General features: G+C 39.6%; 19 protein-coding genes and 1 pseudogene. 8 read left to right on the top strand and 12 right to left on the bottom strand.

All coding sequences use genetic code 11. The features are described from left to right. Positions 1 to 228: 228 nt before the first annotated feature. A pseudogene (locus WBW42_RS14250) lies at positions 229 to 799 on the bottom strand (TetR/AcrR family transcriptional regulator). An 87-nt stretch (positions 800 to 886) separates the two neighbouring features. Here WBW42_RS14250 and WBW42_RS14245 point away from each other — a divergent pair. Beyond that, positions 887 to 2,101, top strand: a complete 1,215-nt coding sequence (locus WBW42_RS14245; protein WP_005072049.1) for an oxygenase MpaB family protein — start codon at positions 887 to 889, stop codon at positions 2,099 to 2,101. 67 nt (positions 2,102 to 2,168) lie between these two features. Here WBW42_RS14245 and WBW42_RS14240 read toward each other — a convergent pair whose 3' ends face one another. From WBW42_RS14240 to def, 4 genes are all read right to left on the bottom strand, one after another. Continuing rightward, the gene (locus tag WBW42_RS14240) at positions 2,169 to 2,375 is read right to left on the bottom strand and encodes a hypothetical protein (RefSeq protein WP_005072046.1); all 207 of its coding nucleotides are present in this window, start codon (positions 2,373 to 2,375) and stop codon (positions 2,169 to 2,171) included. Between the two features lie 53 nt (positions 2,376 to 2,428). Next, positions 2,429 to 4,543, bottom strand: a complete 2,115-nt coding sequence (locus tag WBW42_RS14235; protein WP_005072043.1) for a TonB-dependent copper receptor — start codon at positions 4,541 to 4,543, stop codon at positions 2,429 to 2,431. A 72-nt stretch (positions 4,544 to 4,615) separates the two neighbouring features. Then, positions 4,616 to 5,041 carry a DUF2946 family protein gene (locus tag WBW42_RS14230; protein ID WP_032070742.1) on the bottom strand — a complete coding sequence of 142 codons (426 nt, stop codon included), beginning with the start codon at positions 5,039 to 5,041 and terminating at the stop codon, positions 4,616 to 4,618. A 43-nt stretch (positions 5,042 to 5,084) separates the two neighbouring features. Further along, entirely contained in the window at positions 5,085 to 5,615 is a 531-nt protein-coding gene (gene def / locus WBW42_RS14225; protein WP_002114101.1) for a peptide deformylase, read from the bottom strand. A gap of 122 nt (positions 5,616 to 5,737) precedes the next feature. Here def and WBW42_RS14220 point away from each other — a divergent pair, with 122 nt between their 5' ends. From WBW42_RS14220 to tsaC, 3 genes are read left to right on the top strand one after another with little or no spacing between them, the layout of a single operon-like run. Then, positions 5,738 to 6,892: a LysM peptidoglycan-binding domain-containing protein gene (locus WBW42_RS14220; protein ID WP_032070741.1), complete on the top strand. Its 1,155-nt coding sequence runs from the start codon at positions 5,738 to 5,740 to the stop codon at positions 6,890 to 6,892. A 20-nt stretch (positions 6,893 to 6,912) separates the two neighbouring features. Beyond that, on the top strand, positions 6,913 to 8,046 hold the full coding sequence (gene dprA / locus WBW42_RS14215) for a DNA-processing protein DprA (RefSeq protein ID WP_031945342.1): 1,134 nt from the start codon (positions 6,913 to 6,915) through the stop codon (positions 8,044 to 8,046). Between the two features lie 51 nt (positions 8,047 to 8,097). Further along, a complete protein-coding gene (gene tsaC / locus WBW42_RS14210) occupies positions 8,098 to 8,667 on the top strand; it encodes an L-threonylcarbamoyladenylate synthase type 1 TsaC (RefSeq protein WP_005072030.1) in 570 nt (189 codons plus the stop codon). Between the two features lie 392 nt (positions 8,668 to 9,059). Here the strand turns inward: tsaC and WBW42_RS14205 are convergent, their stop codons facing one another. Continuing rightward, positions 9,060 to 9,980 carry a DMT family transporter gene (locus WBW42_RS14205; RefSeq protein WP_002114137.1) on the bottom strand — a complete coding sequence of 307 codons (921 nt, stop codon included), beginning with the start codon at positions 9,978 to 9,980 and terminating at the stop codon, positions 9,060 to 9,062. A 104-nt stretch (positions 9,981 to 10,084) separates the two neighbouring features. Then, positions 10,085 to 10,738 carry a TetR/AcrR family transcriptional regulator gene (locus tag WBW42_RS14200; protein ID WP_080631244.1) on the bottom strand — a complete coding sequence of 218 codons (654 nt, stop codon included), beginning with the start codon at positions 10,736 to 10,738 and terminating at the stop codon, positions 10,085 to 10,087. A gap of 135 nt (positions 10,739 to 10,873) precedes the next feature. On the opposite strand from WBW42_RS14200, the gene WBW42_RS14195 reads away from it, so the two are divergent. From WBW42_RS14195 to WBW42_RS14180, 4 genes are all read left to right on the top strand, one after another. Next, positions 10,874 to 12,088: an MFS transporter gene (locus tag WBW42_RS14195; RefSeq protein WP_005072024.1), complete on the top strand. Its 1,215-nt coding sequence runs from the start codon at positions 10,874 to 10,876 to the stop codon at positions 12,086 to 12,088. Positions 12,089 to 12,109: 21 nt separating this feature from the next. Next, the gene (locus tag WBW42_RS14190) at positions 12,110 to 12,874 is read left to right on the top strand and encodes an AraC family transcriptional regulator (protein WP_005072018.1); all 765 of its coding nucleotides are present in this window, start codon (positions 12,110 to 12,112) and stop codon (positions 12,872 to 12,874) included. 120 nt (positions 12,875 to 12,994) lie between these two features. After that, positions 12,995 to 13,540 (top strand): glutathione peroxidase, encoded by a 546-nt coding sequence (locus WBW42_RS14185; RefSeq protein ID WP_005072014.1) that lies wholly within the window; start codon positions 12,995 to 12,997, stop codon positions 13,538 to 13,540. 141 nt (positions 13,541 to 13,681) lie between these two features. Then, positions 13,682 to 14,278: a PM1805 family lipoprotein gene (locus WBW42_RS14180; RefSeq protein WP_025469874.1), complete on the top strand. Its 597-nt coding sequence runs from the start codon at positions 13,682 to 13,684 to the stop codon at positions 14,276 to 14,278. Between the two features lie 58 nt (positions 14,279 to 14,336). On the opposite strand, the gene WBW42_RS14175 is transcribed toward WBW42_RS14180, so the two are convergent. From WBW42_RS14175 to WBW42_RS14155, 5 genes are all read right to left on the bottom strand, one after another. After that, positions 14,337 to 14,756: a F0F1 ATP synthase subunit epsilon gene (locus WBW42_RS14175; protein ID WP_002114076.1), complete on the bottom strand. Its 420-nt coding sequence runs from the start codon at positions 14,754 to 14,756 to the stop codon at positions 14,337 to 14,339. A 17-nt stretch (positions 14,757 to 14,773) separates the two neighbouring features. After that, positions 14,774 to 16,168, bottom strand: a complete 1,395-nt coding sequence (gene atpD, locus WBW42_RS14170) for a F0F1 ATP synthase subunit beta (protein ID WP_002114045.1) — start codon at positions 16,166 to 16,168, stop codon at positions 14,774 to 14,776. Between the two features lie 30 nt (positions 16,169 to 16,198). Further along, on the bottom strand, positions 16,199 to 17,068 hold the full coding sequence (gene atpG / locus WBW42_RS14165) for a F0F1 ATP synthase subunit gamma (RefSeq protein WP_002114131.1): 870 nt from the start codon (positions 17,066 to 17,068) through the stop codon (positions 16,199 to 16,201). A 77-nt stretch (positions 17,069 to 17,145) separates the two neighbouring features. Continuing rightward, positions 17,146 to 18,690, bottom strand: a complete 1,545-nt coding sequence (gene atpA / locus WBW42_RS14160; protein WP_002114049.1) for a F0F1 ATP synthase subunit alpha — start codon at positions 18,688 to 18,690, stop codon at positions 17,146 to 17,148. Positions 18,691 to 18,736: 46 nt separating this feature from the next. Beyond that, complete coding sequence (locus tag WBW42_RS14155; RefSeq protein WP_002114070.1) at positions 18,737 to 19,273, bottom strand: F0F1 ATP synthase subunit delta; 537 nt, start codon at positions 19,271 to 19,273, stop codon at positions 18,737 to 18,739. Positions 19,274 to 19,278: the final 5 nt, after the last annotated feature.

Here is a 19,278-nt window from a genome sequence, read left to right as displayed (position 1 = left end):
ATTCATCACTTAAAGCAACCAACTTAATCACAAGTAACTGTTTTTCAACAAGTTTCTATCTGCATCACCGCCGATGGATGTGCATTATAGACCATCTCATCCCCTTTGCAAGCGAAAATTAAAAATTAATGACTTGAGCGTTTACTTTTAAACCACCACACGAATTAAACTATTGTTTTATATTGATAATTATTTTAATTTTTTATTTTTGACTTAAATAAGCCAGTATCATGCTCGATAATTCGCGTTTAAGTTGTTGTTCTGAGATAAGAAAATTGTTCTGACTTACATATCGCATCATCGTAAAAAGCGTACTATTAATAATTACAAAGGATTTATGCTTTACCTGTTCGAAGTCCCACTGATGAGGATTTCTACTGAATGTATATAGCCCTACTTCAAAAAAATGCTTTTCTAAAATCTGAGCAGCTTGCGAATGACTATAGTCATGCCAGTGTTTCAGCACTTCTATAAAAAATCCATGATCGGCTTTTAATGCATTAAATCCCAACTCTATTGCTAAGGGAATGAGCAGCTCTAAAGGAATATTTCCTTGTCGCACAACTAATTCTTTAAGTTGTTGCCCCAGCAATTCGCTTTTACGGCGCAATAGTTCTTCTATGATTTGATCTTTATTCTCAAAGTATTGGTAAATCGACCCAACACTTACTCCAGATTTCTCTGCAATTTTAGGCGTCGTCGTATGTAGTAATCCATACTGCGCGATACACTGCTGTGTCGCCTCTAAAATATGGTCAACAATAATTTTTGAACGCTGTTGTTGTGGGGCTTTTCTCATCGTTTTTTATTCGTTAAATGCGAATTGAATGCGAATAATTATTCATATTAGCCTATTTATTATTCAGTTCAATAAGTAAGTAACGATATGCAAATGATTAGCCCGACTCGACTTGCTTCTTTTAATGACATGCAAGACAGTAATTTCTTTACTCAGTTTTTAAATATCTGTTGCGAAAAACCTGTACAACCAAACTATAAAGAATATGTGTCTTTACAACGTGCTCTTTGTGAAGGGGACGTTGAAATGGATAAGGTGATTGATTGGGTTATGCAAGATCCTAAAGGTCACCGAATGATTTTTGAGAAGATATTATTTCAAGGCCGCGATAACCTATCTGAGCCGCTACCTACTGAGTTAGAAAATTTCTTTAATTACATTGAGCAAAAGCCTGAATGGTTAGATCAGCGTCAAATTGATGAGGCTGTTAAATTTACTCATCGTTTAGGAATAAATAATGGTTTTATTCTTAGAGATTTATCCTTAATGGCGGGATATTTATATCCGGGATTTAATCAGCCGCTAATTTTAACGGGTGCATTAAAGAAACAGGCGGGTACTCGTTTAGCTGAAACCACAAAATGGTGGGTTGATATTACTGAACCTCAAGGACTTGAGCGTCTAAGCACAGGTTTTATATCAACGATTTATGTTCGCTTTATTCATGCACTCGTCCGCCGACAATTAAAAAAGTCTGATCGTTGGGATAGTGAAGTTTGGGGAGTTCCACTTAATCAATTTGATTTAGCAATGACTAATTTGGCTTTTAGCAGTGTAGTTTTACTCGGTATTAGAGCTTTGGGTGTATGGCCAACCAAACAAGAAACCAAGAGTTTTTTACATTTTTGGCGTTATGTTGGCTGGTTGATGGGTATTGATGAAAAATGGCTTATTCAATCTGAATCTGAGGGTTGGAGGTTACTTTACTGGATGCAGTTTGCTCACCCTCGCTCCGATCACAGCAGTGTTGAGTTAGGATCAAGCTTATCTAAAGAGCCTTTTGAGAGAAAATATCTGCATTTACGCTCTTTGCAGCAGAAGCTTGCTTATCGACAACATTTAGAACTTACCCAATTTTTTATTGGTAAGAAGAGAATGAAACTACTCGGATTGCCTCACCAGTCAGCTTCATGGTTTGCTTATTATCTGATTGTGCGTAATTCAATACTTTATAATGGCGCGAAACTTTCACCAAAAATTGAAAAGTTTTTATCCAAATCAGGCCGTAATATACAGAAACTTGGCTTAACGCTTTATCAGAATCAAGGTAAGGCAAAAACCTTAGCGAGTATGCATCAATAATTTTTAAAACCTAAAAATAAAAATGGAAGCCCGTTAATTAGACTTCCATTTTCAAATATTAAGGAACTTATTGAGCTGATGAACTGTGCATTTCAGCGTGATTCATTTGCTCGTGTGACTCCATCATCTGCTTCTTTTTCTGACTTGGCATGTAGTCAGGTTCATTGTTGATTGCCAAGTAAAAAATAATCATAAACAATAAACTCAAGATAGAAGCCACAATAAGTAACTTCCATCCCCACCAAGATTGTTCAGGTGATAATTTATTAGTCATTTCATTTCTCTCATTAAATTAATAATTTCAGTTCTTTAATTCGCTAAAGCTTATTAAAACTTCATGCTCATACGAACCCAGTAATTTCTTCCGATATTGTTAAACTGCTCTTCGCTCGCAAATCCAAAGCCTGCACTACCCGCTTTATTTAAGTGTTCGGTATAGGGCTTATCTAATACGTTATCAATGCCAACAGAGACATCAATATCTTTACGAAGGTTGTAACTTCCGTTTAAAGAAAGTGTTGAGAAACCTTTACTTGGTTTTAGGTCATATCCCACGATATTACCTTGATGTAGACTCACACGGTTTTGCTCAGCAACAGCTCGCCATAACAGACCTAAGTTATATTTGTCAGCCACATAGCGAATATTTAAACGACCTTCTAAAGGTGAAATTTGAGGTAGAGGTTTGTCATCTGTGGTATTTTTGCCCCACGCATACATCGCACTCAAATCTGCCTGAATACGGTCAGTGAATTGGTACCCAATACCCGCTTCCGCACCAGCGATGGTTGCATCGACATTTTTGGCTCCCGCAGTAATATCATGGCTCATATCATGTCCATCCATTCCCATACTTGGGTGATGGTGGTAACTCATTAATATGTAGTCATCCACCAAACCTGCATAAACAGAAGCCCATGTGCTTAAAGCACCATGCTGTTGCTGAAAACCTAGATCCAACTGTAATGTTTTCTCAGGATTCACACCGTTAAAAGTATTGGTTGAACCCGCATTACCATGTTTAGGCGAGAAAAGTTCCCAATAATCAGGCATACGCTCTACATAACCTAAACCGATATAGCTTTTTAGGTCATGCTCAGGATGTTGATTTTCCCAACGGACAAATGCACTCGGTAAAGTCTTTTCAAGTTTAGTATTAAAGCCTTTTGCTTGAGAATCAGCACGCTCATCTTCAACTGTAACTCGATCTAAACGTGCACCTGCAACCATTTTGTTGAAATCGTTCCATTGATAGCCGAGTTCGCCAAAAGCACCATATGATTGAAAACGCATATCTTGGCGATATGGAATATTCATAGAAGGCATTGTTGGCGATGACATGCTACCGCCATGTTTATTAAATTGAGAGTCAACGCCTGTGATCAAACTCCATTTGTTCCATTCAGAAGTTATTGCCAAACGTGAGTTTAATGTACGGCGTGTCACTTGCATTGCCATTGGATTCGGCATCAGCATGGTCATACCATCATGATTCATTTCAACTAATGGCGGTGTGCGCAAACTAAAGTTATCCATAATATGATCGTTATAGCTGTAGTTCACCTGCCCTTCAATTTTCTTAATGACATCAGTGATATTTTTCTTTTCGAATCGCAGACCTAAGCTTTCACGCGCAAACTGAGATCCGTCCATTGAACGTCCAGCATAAAGCGATTCACCATCAGATTTTCCACCAGTGAGCTCGACCCACGTGTTTTCATCTGGAGTAAAGCCAAGTGCTACATCAGCATTCCACTTTTTCCATGCTGACGGCACAGTATTTCCATCACCATCTTGATAACTATTCGATTCTGAACGGTTGGCATTTAAACGGATATATTTTTTCTCATCGCCCACTGCTGCTTCAACATTATGGTCAATACGTCCATATGAACCTAGCAAGACACTCGCTTGACCGCGATAAGGTTTTTCAGAGGTGAGTTTCTCAGGCTGACGTTCAAAAAGGACTGTTGCAGCAGAACCTGTATTGGCATATTGAACTGTTTGCGGACCTTTAATGACAGAAATACGATCATAACTTTCTGGTGAAATATAAGAAGTCGGTGCATCCATACGGTTTGGGCATGCACCTAAGTTCTCAGTTCCATCTGTCAAAATTTTGATGCGTGACCCAAACATACCTCGGAATGTCACATCACCATTCGTTCCCCCACTTTGTATTGAGTTAAAACCCATAATACTTTGTAGGTAGTCTGCACCATCTGTAGCAGGCACTGGCTGAATTGGCTGTTTCGGGTCTGCATGTACAATCAAGCCATTTGCATCGTTGCCTTGTTGTGCTGTAACAACAATAGGTGCTAATGAGTGAAGCGCTTTAGTATCGGCATTATTTTTTTCTGAATTAGCAAAAACTAGTCCCGAATGAGAGACAGCAAACATCGCAACCCATAAAGGTTGTAGTAAAAATTTAGAATGTGGCATTTTTATACGCTCTAAAACATAAATAAAGTGATATCGAAGTCAGTTAAGACCCCAACAAAAAATTGCTTTTATTTATGTAAATAGAGGTGGTGCACGCCCTTGCGGGAGTAGAAAAAGTCGCTGTAGTGCAAAGTAGACATGTCTAAATGCTTGTTGATAAGCGACTAAGCGGACTTGTATGCGGACTAAAACTTCTTTTACGCCAAATTCAGGTGGCAAAACCAGATTGGCATAGACGGTACAATATTGACACTGATGATTTGCATCATGATGATCATGTTGCCCAGAGGCTTGTGCCTGTTCAATATGATGTTCATGATGTGAATGCATGGAATGTGACATGGTTTCCATCTGTGCTTTAGGTTTAAGCAAAGCGAGGGTAATAGTTTCACAGACCGGAGCAATTTGATACTGCTTCGGTAATAGCGGCTGTAGAAATACCGCGACCTGTAAAAATACTGCTGCACATGCAAGCAGTAAACCACTACGAAAAACCAAAAATCACATCCACACTACATTAATGTTTCAAGAATAGAAATTTTTAACGTTTTACTGCAACTTTTTCACGCTCACGTTGACGAACAACTTTTTCGACTTTTTCTCGAGCACGCTGACGCTTAAGTGGCGACAAATAATCCACAAATAATTTGCCATTTAAGTGATCCATTTCATGTTGGATACAAACAGCGAGAAGTCCATCAGCTTCTAACTCAAATGCTTGACCTTCAAGGTTAATTGCCTCAATTTTCACACGTGACGGGCGCTCAACTTTGTCGTATATTTGTGGCACCGATAGGCAGCCTTCTTCGTACTGCTGCTTATCTTCTGTCAGTGGAGTTATTTTGGGGTTAATGAAAACCATAGGGTCATCTTTAGATTCAGACAAATCTATGACGATAAGCTGAATATGACGATCGACCTGAGAAGCTGCTAAACCAATACCTGGTGCCGCATACATGGTTTCAAGCATATCTGCTGCAAGTTGACGAATTTCATCAGTAACTTCTTCAACAGGCTTAGCAATGGTACGAAGACGGGGATCAGGAAAACTTAAAATAGGTAATAAGGCCATACTGACGTCCTCACTTATGCCATTGATTGAAAAACCAAATGAAGGAAATACTTCATCGAAAAATTGTGTGTTAGCCGCCTATTATAACGCATCTGCACGCATAATTTTTAGGAATTATCATAATGAAAAAGGTTTTTGACGGCATGGTTCAATTTCATGCTTTGGGGATAAAAAAGCATTTACTTGCTTTAGCACTTTTTACAGGGGTTGCTTTCGGTACGGTAGCAGAGACTTATGCTGCTAGTCCGAACCATAATCCACCCTCTCTTAAAAGTAATGCACCACATGTCTACGTAGTGAAACGAGGAGATACACTATGGGATATTTCCGGTCACTTTCTGAGTAAACCTTGGCGCTGGCCTGAAATTTGGGCAAGCAACCAACATGTTAAAAATCCACACTGGATTTATCCAGGCGATCGATTACTGCTATGTAGTTTAGATGGCCGTCCATTGGTTGGAAAAGATGAGGGAGATGGCTGTGTCGGCATTATTCGCCGTTACACAGGTCAAATGACAAATTTACAACCTCAAGTTCGTGTGGAGTCACTTAACAATAACGTACCTGTTATTCCTCTTGAACATATCAAACAATGGTTAGAACACAGCACTATTCTACCTATCGATGCAATTCAACATACTCCTTATGTAGTCGGTACTGCCGATCAACGTGTACTGGCGGCAAAAGGTCAGACTATTTATGCGCGCGGACAAGGTTTAGTTAATGGTCAACGTTATGCAGTTTATCGTGAAGGCGAACCTTATTATTTCACAGACAGTAAAGGTAAAAAGCATAGTCTAGGTATTGAGTTGCAACAAGTTGCCTCAGGGATTGCGATCTCTTCTGAAAAAGACATTACCACGCTTGAGTTAACTGATAGCTACAATTCTGAAGTACGTCGTGGTGATCGGGTGATGCCAGAAGAAGAAGCAACATTACCTACTTTGTTTTATCCGGTAGATGCCACTCAGGTGACGGACGGCGGCAAAATTATTCGTGTAATGGGATCAATTGGTACTGCTGCCAAAAATAGTGTGGTGACTTTAGACCGCGGTACGGCACAAGGTATTCAAGTAGGACAAGTTTTTGATATTACACAACAAGGTGAAACCATTCGAGATCCTAAAACCAAAGAATCAATACAGTTACCAGGACAACAAATTGGTAGTCTGATGGTCTTTAGAACTTTTGATCAGTTGAGTTATGCCTACGTATTAGAAAGCGATTTACCAGTTAAAGTTGGTTCAAGCATTCAGCCACCCCGCTTTAATGATTAATGCTGGATGTACCTTTTACAATGCTTACTCAACTTTCTTCACACCATTACCACACGCTTAAAGTGTGGTATTTGGTGCAACACTCTTTAGTCAGCTTTAAAAAAATTATCGATTATTTTGGTAGCTGTGAAAAGGCGGTCCAACCTGCTGGATTATCTCAATGGCGCAATCTCGGGTTACATGCTAATCATTTAAAACGCGTAGATGAATTTCAAACTGCTCAGGGTCAAGCTCAGTTTGAAAAACTAACTGAGCAGATCCAGCAATATACCGACTTTATTTTAACGGCAGATGACTCAGGCTATCCCACTCAGTTATTACCTTATACAGATCACCCACCTATCATTTTTGGAAAAGGCCAAGCTCAAGCTTTGTTGCAACCACAAATTGCGATTGTAGGTAGCCGAAAACCAAGCCCACATGGTCGTCAGGTTGCTTATGATTTTGCCTACTACTTAAGTGAAAAAGGTTTTTATGTGAGTAGTGGCTTGGCATATGGCATTGATGAAGCTGCTCACCAAGGAGCATCAGCACATCAACGTACAATTGCAGTAACAGGAACTGGTTTAGACAGTACCTACCCTGCTCAAAATAAAAAACTTGCAGAACATATTTTGGCTCAAAATGGCGCGATTATTACTGAATTTTTGCCTGGAACACCCCCATTACAACAGCATTTCCCACGTAGAAACCGAATTGTCAGCGGTTTGAGTTTAGGCGTGTTAGTGGTAGAAGCTACATTAAAAAGTGGTTCTCTCATCACTGCGAACAAAGCTGCTGAACAAGGTAAGACTGTATTTGCCATTCCTGGTCATATTTACAGTGAGTTTCATCAAGGTTGCCATCAACTTATTCGTGAGGGAGCAATTTTAGTCGATCATCCTGAACAAATTATTGAAGACCTTGCTTTACCTACTCAATGGCAAAGTCAGCAACAAAACTCCACCGAGGAGGCTGTAGTTTCTAGTACTCCAGAAATTCCTGAGCATTTAATTAACCTTTATCAATCTTTAGACTGGGTCGGACAAAATATTGATCAGCTTGTCTTACATCACTCTCAGCCTGTTGCAGAACTCACCTCTTCACTGATGGAACTAGAACTACTTGGTTTATGTATGCAACAATCAGGATTGTATTTACGTTGTCGTTCTTAGTATTGGAGCGCACAATAGCAATTCTGTCTGATTGAAAGGAAGAGTATTACCATGATTACCACCTCAGTTACCGAAGCAGCCGAATGTTTACAACAAGGTCAAGTTTTGGCATATCCAACTGAGGCAGTTTGGGGGCTAGGTTGCGACCCTTTTAATGAGCAAGCTTTTCAAAAAATTCTTGAACTAAAGCAAAGGCCTATTGAAAAGGGTGTAATTTTATTAGCAGGTCATATTAGCCAAGTTGAGCACCTGCTAACTTCTCTACCTCAAACAACTCAACAAGAAATTATTGATTGTTGGACTAATCATCAACCTTCAGAAAGAGCAACAACTTGGCTATTACCTGCTGGCGAACATATTCCTTCATGGATTAAAGGTGAGCATCCTCTTGTCGCTGTTCGAGTCACTACACATCCTTTATGTGTGGCATTATGTAATGCTTTTCATGGCTTTATTGTCTCGACTAGTGCGAACCCAAGTGGACAAGAACCTGCGCACTCACTACAGGATGCCTGCCAATACTTTGGTTCACAATTAAACTATCTGAATGGTGACTTAGGCCAGAGCCAACAACCAAGCCGAATCATTAACGCTCTTACCAGAGAGATTATTCGCGCCTAATTTCAAACAAAAAAAAGCTCAGTTATATAGGGATAACTGAGCATAAAAAAGGATGGGTATATACCACATCCAGAGGGTTTGGATATCTGTGGAACAAAAGGTAATTTACAAAGAAAAGAGCGCCTTTCGTAGTGGCCGCTATTATGTGGTAAGAGGTTCAATGAGAGAAATATATTATTTCTCTAAAAAAAGCATGAAAAGTGTAGGGAATTTGCGGTTTTTTGCCTATAAATTAAAATTATATTAATATTTTTACTCGGCTTTTTTAATATTTATATTACAAGCTATTTTTATAAACTATTTATAAATCATATAGAAAAACTTTAACTAAGAAAAAATTGGCATATTTTTATGAGTTTTTTTCAAAATATGCCATAGTTTTTTTACCAACTTTAGTTTTGTTCTTGCATTAATTCACTCTTTTTAGGACTCACCTTCTTCTGAGCCATAATGATACCAATTAAAATAACAATCCCACCTAACGTGTGATAAATGGTCCACTGCTCAGACAACCAGACGCTTGCAATAACTGCTGTAAAGACAGGTACCAAGTTCATAAAAATACTTGTTCTATTAGGACCGAGTTGTTGAACAGCTAACATCCAAACTAACGGCGCAATGAGTGAAGCAAATACTCCTGCATAAATAGCACTTGGTGCATTTTCAACATTTAAAGCATCAAGTCCAAACCAGAGAATTAAAGGAATATGAAATATGACAGAAAAGCCAATCTGAACATATAAGCTTGTCATAATTGGTAGTGGCAACTGCCATTTTTTAAGGAATACTCCATAAAATGCATAGAAGAATACGGCAATAATCATTAATGCATCACCAAGATGTCCGCCACCACTTAAAAGCTTATTAATATTTCCTTGGGACATGACATATAGCAAACCTGCAAAAGACAAAATACTGCCAAAAACTGCAAAGCGGTTAGGCACATCTTTTAAAATGGCAAGCGAAACAAAGATCGTAAATATAGGAATAAATGCATTCACAATCCCCATATTGGTTGCACTTGTATAATGGGCAGCTGTATAAGCCAAACCTTGATAAAGTACCATCCCAAATGCACTTAACACAGCAAGCTTAGGTAAATATGGTATTACTAGTCGTCTTTGTCTCCACACAGACATAAACATAAATGGAGTCAAAATAATAAAAGCGATTAACCACCGATAAAAGCTAATGCTTACCGGAGAGATATAATCCGAGACATAGCGGGTGACTACAATATTTAAAGACCAAATCAATACTGCCAAAATGGGAAAAATAAACGCCCATTTGTGATATTTCATGACCTGACTCATAGCAATACACCATCTACAAAAGATGGTTTTATTTTGAAGAATGTCTTAATAAATTGAAATATCGTATTTCCGACATTGATATCGAACTTAGGACATTATCCTTTTTAGAATAATGTCCAAGCTTTCATGGCATGTTCTACAACTTTATGTAATTGATCAGTACTGGCACCGTCTCTTGCCTGAATGGTAAGGCCTTGAATGACAGTGGCATAAAAGTCCGTCATTTCTTGTAGAGGAGCATTAGATAGCAAATCACCCTGCTCAACACCTTGTTTGAGACGCTCCAATAATTTTTCTTTGGTTTTTATGCGCTTGTCTAATAGGTTCTGCTGCACATCTTGAGTTGCATCAGAACAATTCATGGCAGCAACCACCAACATACAACCAGCTGGTTTATTGGGTTGAACCAGTCGTTTTACGTTGTCATAAAGATATAACTCAAACGCAATTTTTGCAGTTTTTGCTTCTAAAAAGATGGTCTCAATAGGGCAGGCTTCATGAGCCAAATAGTAATCAATACTTTTATAAAACAGCCCTGCCTTATCACCAAAAGCACTATATAGGCTAGGTGCTGTAATTTCCAAAGCTTGTGTTAAATCACTAATAGACGTTGCTTCATAGCCATGCTCCCAAAAGAGCAACATTGCTTTTTGCAAAACCTCTTGTTCATCAAAGCATTTAGGACGTCCGCGCTTTTTTTTCAGCGTATCTTCTGTAAGAGCTAAATTCGTTTCATGCCTATTTGTCATAAAGATCACATCTATTTTTATAACAATCGTTATTAAATTAATTGACGTTCGATTTTTTATCAACTATTTTATTTTCATAATGATCGTTAGTTAATTAATAAATTGCCTTTCTTTACTCCAAATTTAGCCAAGTAAGGATTTCCTATGGACCAATCGTCTATCTCTAAAGCACGACCCACGACCTCTACTCAAGGAAGCTGGTTTGCCATTTTGGCCGTTTCTATCGCAGCATTTGCATTAGTAACAAGTGAATTTTTACCTGTTGGTGTTCTAAATAGTGTCGCAACTGATTTAAATATTTCTGTAGGTACAGCAGGCCTGATTATTACAGTACCCGGCATTATGGCAGCAATTGCAGCCCCTCTATTGCCTGTATCAGTGAAACAACTTGATCGGCGTTATGTACTTATCTTGCTGACAGCTATTATGGTTATTGCCAATACCATTACCGCATTTGCTGAAAACTTCCATGTTCTATTATTAAGTCGCTTAATTTTAGGTATTTCAATTGGTGGTTTCTGGGCGACCGCCATTGCTCTAAGTGGAAAATTAGCTCCCTCACACCTTCCTATTGCTAAAGCAACTGCGGTCGTGATGGCAGGTGTGACTTTTGCTACAGTTCTAGGTGTACCGATTGGAACTTGGTTAAGCGAGTTTTATGGCTGGCGTAGTGCTTTTGGAATTACTGCAGGCATTGGCTTAGTTGTTTTAATCTTACAATTAATCTTTTTACCTAAACTTGTACCAGATTCAGCAATTCACATGAAAGATTTGCCAGCACTATTACGCACTCCTAAAGCACGTAGTGGCATGTTGATTGTTTTATTGATCGGACTCGCTCACTTTTGTGCCTATAGCTATTTAGCACCTTTCTTTAAAAATGTTGCTGGTTTTAATGGGACAACTATTAGTTCATTATTATTGCTCTATGGAATTGCTGGTATTTTCGGAAATGCTTTTGCCGGATATAGTGGGAATCTAAATGTCCGTTATACATTAGCTTTTGTGGGTACATGCTTTGCAATCGTATTTTTTGGATTTCCTCTTTTTGCCGTTCATGAGTTTGGTGCTATTGTCTTAACCGCGTTATGGGGATTTGCATTTGGTGCCTTCCCTACCTCAGCGAATATTTGGATGTTTGTACATGCGCCAAATGCAGTTGAAAAAGGTATGCCGCTTTTTGTAGGTATGTTTCAGGTGATGATTGCGACAGGTTCATTATTAGGTGGATACGTAGTTGATCATTTCAATGAAAATACTTTAATTTATGGTGTATTAAGCTTCGTTGCCCTAGCATTACTGAGTACATTTACCTTAGCGAAAGGTCTTAACAACCCTAAAGCTACTTGTGAAAATTAAAATATGAGTCAGAGCATATAGATGAACAATGAGGATCAGCAATTTTCATTATTAAACAGTATAGAAGTTCATGAATTTCTATACCAAAAAGAAGATATTGTTCGTCCTCATGCATCTCTTTGGGGAGATTTTAATTTCAGTTTAAATGGCATATTAGAAATGGAGATTGAAGAACAGCTATATCTTTCTCCACCTAGCTATGGTCTTTGGATTCCCCCTCAAACTGTTCATCAATCTACTCATATTGACCATGAAATTCACTATATCTGTATTCGACTACACCCTCGCTTATGTTCTATTTTAGGAAATAGCTGTCGATGCTTTAGTATTCAGCCTTTTTTTCGCACTTTAGTTTTACAAATTCTAGAGCAGCAAAAACAAACCGAACAACCTGAATATTTAGAACATCTTTTACAAGTTTTATTCGATCAACTCAAACAAGCTCCTGCATATTCACATTATTTACCGCAAACGCGGCATCCAGTTTTATTGCCTATCTTAGAAAAACTTTCAGATCCTTTACTTTTTGATCAGTCTTTACAACAGTTGCTACAAAACTTTTCGGTCAGTGATCGCCACTTATTACGTTTGAGTCAACAAGAGCTTCAGCTTTCGTTGTCCGAATGGAGAAATCGGGCCAAAATTGTTTATGCCATTCATCAGATTCGCCAACGGACGCCTATCAAGCGTTTAGCATATGATTTAGGTTATCAACATAGCTCAAGTTTTATTGAATTTTTTAAACGTTACACTGGGCAAACACCTATCCAAATCAGAAATAACTAGAATTCAGCGTATCTTTAAAAACTTTTTCTTTTTTGAACACGAATATTATTGCACTACCCCTCAATAGCAGTTAAAACAAATGCGTTACTTGATATCAATTACAATCTTTAGGAAAGACTCATGACACAATCCGTATATCACATTCCAGTAAAAGCCATTTCAGGCGAAACGGTTGACCTCGAACAATACAAAGGAAAAGTTTTACTTATCGTAAATACTGCTTCTAAATGTGGTTTAACTCCACAATACGAAGGCTTAGAAAAACTTTATCAAGCAAAAAAAGACCAAGGTCTTGAAATTTTAGGTTTCCCAGCAAACAACTTTAAAGAGCAAGAACCAGGTTCTGATGAAGAAATTCAACAGTTCTGTTCATTAAATTATGATGTTCATTTCCCTTTATTTTCTAAGGTTTCTGTAGTCGGCGAAGATAAGCACCCACTTTACCAAACTTTGACAGCGGCTCAGCCGGAACGCACTGGTGAAGGTCCTTTCCGTGAGCGTTTAGAAGGCTTAGGTATTCCAACCAACCCTGCTCCAGAAGTTTTATGGAACTTCGAAAAGTTTTTAATTAATAAAAATGGCGAAGTCGTAGCTCGCTTTGCTCCAAACCTAACAGCAGACGATGAACAAATCGTTAAAGCAGTTGAAGCAGAGTTAGCAAAATAATATTTTAAAGTGTGCGAAAGGGCGTTTTATACGCTCTTTTTTATGCTCTCCTCAAAGTGTTGTTCGTTTGCAAAAATACAATCTTTCTTCATATTTTATACCTATAGTATCTATTTGCTTTATTTGATGTTGTTTGTAGTTATGAAAAAAGTTTTACAGGGCGCATTTCTTCCTTTTGTAATTTTTGCCTCAGGCATGCTTTTACTCGGGTGCGATCAGGCACAAGACCATGCTACCGAACAAGAAAAGACTGAAATAACTGAACAGGCATCTGACCAGAACATTGAACAACAAGCAGCAGAAATTGCACCCAACAAAGCCGAACTTAAAAGCGGCAATATTTTTTATATGGTCCGCGACGCTGCTCATTTACAGCTTAAAGCTGGTGACTATGTTGAACAGCTTAAAGATACCCAGCTTGATGTTGAACAAGCCATCCAAGATAAGAATCAGAATGAACTAAAAACTACTGTCACTACGTTAAAACAGCAACTAGAAGGTTTAAATCAAGCACTTTTGACTTTAGATATCAAAAGTCAGGAAATTGAGAATATTCGCCAAAGTTTATTACATGCCAACCAACAAGCTCTTAGCATGCCATTACTCAATGGGAAATTAGATCAAATCAATTTTGACCAAATTGAAAAACAGCTTAATACCATTCAAATGGATATGGTGAAGCTTGCTGCCATGATTATGGCAGGAGATGAAAAGTCAGATTCAAAAACTGAATCTTAAAAAAACAACTTATAAAAAAAGCCACCTTACGGTGGCTTTTTCAATCTCAAACCGGCAATTATAGTGCGCGGTTTTTGATTTTACGGATAGTTTCAAGCTGTGCAGCTGTTTCTGCCAAGGCAGCCAACGCAGCAGCTGAGTCCAAATCACTCTTTTGGTTTGCAAGCAATTGTTCAGCATTTTTACGTGCTTCTAAAATTGCCGCTTCATCCAAGTTGTCTGCACGGATTGCAGTATCTGCAAGAACCGTTACAACATGAGGTTGAACTTCTAAAACACCGCCAGATACATAGACGATTTCTTCTGTACCATTTTCCAACTGAACACGAATCGGGCCCGGTTGAAGCAAGGTTACAAGTGGAGCATGTCCTGGCAAAATACCAAGCTCACCACCAGCACCTTTCGCGATTAACATCGTTACTGCGCCAGAGTAAATAGACTCTTTAACACTTACGACATCACATTGCATAGTCGCCATGAGATGATCTCCTTAAATTAGAGTTTCTCAGCTTTAGCAATCACTTCGTCAATACCACCAACCATATAGAACGCTTGTTCTGGGATGTGATCGTATTCACCAGCTAATAGACCTTTAAAGCCACGAATCGTTTCTTTAAGCGGTACTAATTTACCAGGAGCACCAGTAAACACTTCAGCTACGTGGAATGGTTGAGAGAAGAAACGTTGGATTTTACGCGCACGGTAAACAACCAATTTATCTTCTTCAGCTAATTCATCCATACCCAAGATTGCGATGATGTCTTTAAGCTCTTTATAACGTTGCAATACGTTTTGTACTGCACGCGCAATTTCATAGTGCTCTTGACCAACAACTAATGGGTCTAACTGACGTGAAGTTGAGTCAAGTGGATCGATCGCTGGATAGATACCAGAAGATGCGATGTCACGGCTCAATACTACTGTTGCATCTAAGTGAGCAAATGTAGTTGCAGGAGATGGATCTGTTAAGTCATCGGCAGGTACATATACCGCTTGGATCGATGTGATCGAACCAGATTTAGTAGATGTAATACGCTCTTGAAGAACACCCATTTCTTCTGCAAGTGTAGGTTGGTAACCTACCGCAGATGGCATACGACCTAACAATGCTGATACTTCAGTACCCGCAAGTGTATAACGGTAGATGTTGTCGACGAATAATAATACGTCACGACCTTTACCATTTTCGTCTTTTTGATCACGGAAGTATTCAGCCATAGTCAAACCAGTTAACGCTACGCGTAAACGGTTACCTGGTGGCTCGTTCATCTGACCGTAGACCATTGCTACTTTGTCAAGAACGTTAGAATCTTTCATTTCGTGATAGAAGTCGTTACCTTCACGAGTACGCTCACCAACACCTGCAAACACAGATAAACCTGAGTGAGCTTTCGCGATGTTGTTGATCAACTCCATCATGTTAACGGTTTTACCAACACCAGCACCACCGAATAGACCAACTTTACCACCTTTTGCGAACGGGCAAAGTAAGTCAATTACTTTAATACCAGTTTCTAAAAGATCAGTAGAAGCTGCTTGTTCAGCATAAGAAGGGGCTTGACGGTGAATCGGCAAACGCTCTTCAGTCGCTACAGGACCTGCTTCATCAATTGGGCGGCCCAAAACGTCCATGATACGACCAAGCGTAGCTGGACCTACTGGAACAGAAATCGGTGCATTTGTGCTAGTTACATTAAGGCCACGTTTAAGACCTTCTGTAGAACCCATTGCGATGGTACGAACAACACCATCGCCAAGCTGTTGCTGAACTTCTAATGTAGTTTCAGTACCGTCAACTTGGAGAGCGTCATAGATCTTAGGAACGCTATTGCGCTCAAACTCGACGTCGATAACCGCGCCGATGATCTGAATGATACGACCGCTACTCATTGCTGTCTCCTCAATTCAAACTTAATAATGTTAAACGGCAGCGGCACCGCCAACGATCTCGGAAATTTCCTGAGTAATCGCGGCTTGACGCAGCTTGTTGTAAATGAGTTGTAGGTCTTTAATCAATTGTCCTGCGTTGTCTGTCGCTGCTTTCATCGCGACCATACGAGCTGACTGCTCACATGCAACGTTTTCAATCACACCTTGATAAACCATAGACTCGATATAGCGAACCAACAAACCATTTAACAATTCTTCTGCTTCTGGTTCGTAGATATAGTCCCAACCATAAGTACGGTTGAGATCATCGCCTTCTTCTGCTGGTGCTAAAGGAACAAGTTGTTCTACTTTAGGCTGCTGAGTCATTGCATTAACGAAGCCATTTGATACGAGATAGATACGATCTAATTCGCCTTTATCAAATGCATCAAGCATAACTTGGACTGAGCCAGTTAACTGTTCCAAACTCGGCGCATCGCCAAGTTGGGTAGTTGCACCGAGCACTTTACCGCCGTAATTCTTAAAAAACGAAACCGCTTTTTGACCAATTAAAGCAAATTCAACTTCAATTGACTGCTGTTGTTGTGCTTTGACATGCTGCACAACTTTCTTGAACAAGTTAATGTTCAAGCCACCTGCCAAACCACGATCTGAAGACACTACGATATAGCCAACACGCTTAACTGGGCGGTCAACCATATAACGGTGTTTGTATTCAGGGTTTGCTTGTACCAAGTGAGCAATTACACGGCGCATATTATCGGCATACGGACGGCCCTGAGCCATGCGCTCTTGCGCACGACGCATTTTAGAAGCAGCTACCATTTGCATCGCGCGAGTAATCTTTTGCGTGCTCTTGATACTAGCTACTTTGGCGCGAATTTCTTTTAAATTTGCCATACGCTTAACCTAGTATTCGAAAGCTCTTTCGAGCTTCCGAAGGTTGATCCGTGAACCAAACTTAACTAAAACTAAACTTAGTAAGTTTGAGTCGCTTTAAAGCTTTCAATACCTGCTTTGATTGCTGCTTCGATGTCTTTGTTGTAATCACCAGTTTCATCGATTTGTTTCATCAACGGAGCATATTCTGAGCGGAAGTAAGAAATTAACGCAGCATCAAAGTCTACGATTTTCTTAACTTCTACGTCAGCCATGTAGCCTTCGTTAGATGCATAAACAGAAACAGCTTGGTCAGCAATTGAGTAAGGAGCATATTGTTTTTGCTTCATTAACTCAGTTACACGTTGACCATGTTCAAGTTGCTTACGAGTTGCTTCATCAAGGTCAGAAGCGAACTGAGCAAACGCAGCCAATTCACGGTATTGTGCTAAAGCAGTACGGATACCACCAGACAATTTTTTGATGATCTTGGTTTGAGCAGAACCACCAACACGAGATACAGAGATACCCGCGTTCACAGCAGGACGAATACCTGCGTTGAATAATGATGTTTCTAAGAAGATCTGACCGTCAGTAATCGAAATTACGTTCGTTGGTACGAATGCAGATACGTCACCTGCTTGAGTTTCAATAATTGGCAATGCAGTTAAAGAACCAGTTTGACCAGTTACTGCACCATTAGTGAATTTCTCAACGTAGTCAGCAGATACACGAGAAGCACGTTCAAGAAGACGTGAGTGAAGATAGAATACGTCACCTGGATACGCTTCACGACCTGGTGGACGACGTAAAAGTAATGAAATTTGACGGTAAGCAACAGCTTGCTTAGACAAATCATCATAAATAATAAGAGCGTCTTCACCGCGGTCACGGAAGTACTCACCCATTGTACAGCCAGAGTACGGAGCTAAGTACTGCATTGCAGCAGGATCAGCAGCCGCAGCAGCGACAACAGTTGTATACGCCATAGCGCCAGTTTCTTCTAGCTTACGTACAACGTTTGCAATTGTTGATTGTTTTTGACCAATCGCAACGTATACACATTTAATGCCAGAGTTTTTCTGAGCGATAATCGCATCGATCGCCATCGCTGTTTTACCAGTTTGACGGTCACCGATGATCAACTCACGTTGGCCACGACCAACAGGAATCATTGTATCAACTGATTTATAACCAGTTTGAACAGGCTCATCTACAGATTGACGCCAAATTACGCCTGGTGCTACTTTTTCAACAGCATCAGTTAATTTCGCATCAATTGGGCCTTTACCATCAATTGGGTTACCCAAAGCGTCGACAACACGGCCAAGAAGTTCAGGACCAACTGGAACTTCTAATACACGACCTGTACAACGAGCTTTTTGACCTTCTTGAAGGCTTAGGTAGTTACCTAAAACAACGGCACCCACTGAATCCTGTTCTAGGTTCAGTGCCATACCAAATAAGCCGCCGTCGAATTCGATCATTTCACCGTACATTGCATCAGCAAGACCGTGAATGCGCACGATACCGTCGGATACCATAACAATGGTACCTTCGTTTTTAGCGGTCGCGCTGGTGTCCAGATCTCCGATACGCTGTTTAATGAGCGCACTGATCTCGGATGGATTCAGTTGTTGCATTGCGCTATTCCTCAATCTTTTATTAGTTCAGTCTTCATCATTTGCATTATGCAAGAAGACGAGTACGCATTTTTTCAAGCTTGTTAAGCGCAGAATCATCTATCACTTGATCGCCTGCACGAATTACAACACCTGCAATAAGCTCAGGTTTAACTTCAACTGAAACAGTTACTGTACTGTTAAAACGCTTTTCTAAAGCAGATTTCAACAGTTGCTCTTGTTCAGCAGTTAACGGGAAAGCCGATTCAATCACGACATCCACATTGTTGTTATTCTGTGATTTAAGCTGTTCATATTCTGCTTCAATTTCAGGTAACAGCATTAAACGATCGTTATCTGCAAGAAGTGTCAAAAAGTTAGACACTGCTTGAGATTGATCTTCACCTAAAACTTTAGCAAAAAGCTTCACTTGCTCCGCAGGAGTAAGTTCAGGGCGATTTAAATAAGCGGAAAATGCTTCGTCTTGCACCGCAGCACTGAGCACTTGTAACGCATTCGACCAATTGTCTGTTGCACCTTGCTCAGAAGCATAAGCAAATGCTGCTTTGGCATACGGACGTGCCAACGTCAAGAGTTCAGCCATAATTC

This window comes from Acinetobacter sp. LT1 (assembly GCF_059800965.1).
Note: the sequence above shows the minus strand (reverse complement) of the source record. Positions and strands in the feature narration are given on the sequence as shown.

What these genes read in the sequence shown, in the direction of transcription:
- WBW42_RS14245 (WP_005072049.1), top strand. Translation starts at nt 887, where the DNA reads ATGCAAATGATTAGCCCGACTCGACTTGCTTCTTTTAATGACATGCAA.
- WBW42_RS14240 (WP_005072046.1), bottom strand. Translation starts at nt 2,375, where the DNA reads ATGACTAATAAATTATCACCTGAACAATCTTGGTGGGGATGGAAGTTA.
- WBW42_RS14235 (WP_005072043.1), bottom strand. Translation starts at nt 4,543, where the DNA reads ATGCCACATTCTAAATTTTTACTACAACCTTTATGGGTTGCGATGTTT.
- def (WP_002114101.1), bottom strand. Translation starts at nt 5,615, where the DNA reads ATGGCCTTATTACCTATTTTAAGTTTTCCTGATCCCCGTCTTCGTACC.
- WBW42_RS14220 (WP_032070741.1), top strand. Translation starts at nt 5,738, where the DNA reads ATGAAAAAGGTTTTTGACGGCATGGTTCAATTTCATGCTTTGGGGATA.
- dprA (WP_031945342.1), top strand. Translation starts at nt 6,913, where the DNA reads ATGCTTACTCAACTTTCTTCACACCATTACCACACGCTTAAAGTGTGG.
- tsaC (WP_005072030.1), top strand. Translation starts at nt 8,098, where the DNA reads ATGATTACCACCTCAGTTACCGAAGCAGCCGAATGTTTACAACAAGGT.
- WBW42_RS14205 (WP_002114137.1), bottom strand. Translation starts at nt 9,980, where the DNA reads ATGAGTCAGGTCATGAAATATCACAAATGGGCGTTTATTTTTCCCATT.
- WBW42_RS14195 (WP_005072024.1), top strand. Translation starts at nt 10,874, where the DNA reads ATGGACCAATCGTCTATCTCTAAAGCACGACCCACGACCTCTACTCAA.
- WBW42_RS14190 (WP_005072018.1), top strand. Translation starts at nt 12,110, where the DNA reads ATGAACAATGAGGATCAGCAATTTTCATTATTAAACAGTATAGAAGTT.
- WBW42_RS14185 (WP_005072014.1), top strand. Translation starts at nt 12,995, where the DNA reads ATGACACAATCCGTATATCACATTCCAGTAAAAGCCATTTCAGGCGAA.
- WBW42_RS14180 (WP_025469874.1), top strand. Translation starts at nt 13,682, where the DNA reads ATGAAAAAAGTTTTACAGGGCGCATTTCTTCCTTTTGTAATTTTTGCC.
- WBW42_RS14175 (WP_002114076.1), bottom strand. Translation starts at nt 14,756, where the DNA reads ATGGCGACTATGCAATGTGATGTCGTAAGTGTTAAAGAGTCTATTTAC.
- atpD (WP_002114045.1), bottom strand. Translation starts at nt 16,168, where the DNA reads ATGAGTAGCGGTCGTATCATTCAGATCATCGGCGCGGTTATCGACGTC.
- atpG (WP_002114131.1), bottom strand. Translation starts at nt 17,068, where the DNA reads ATGGCAAATTTAAAAGAAATTCGCGCCAAAGTAGCTAGTATCAAGAGC.
- atpA (WP_002114049.1), bottom strand. Translation starts at nt 18,690, where the DNA reads ATGCAACAACTGAATCCATCCGAGATCAGTGCGCTCATTAAACAGCGT.
- WBW42_RS14155 (WP_002114070.1), bottom strand. Translation starts at nt 19,273, where the DNA reads ATGGCTGAACTCTTGACGTTGGCACGTCCGTATGCCAAAGCAGCATTT.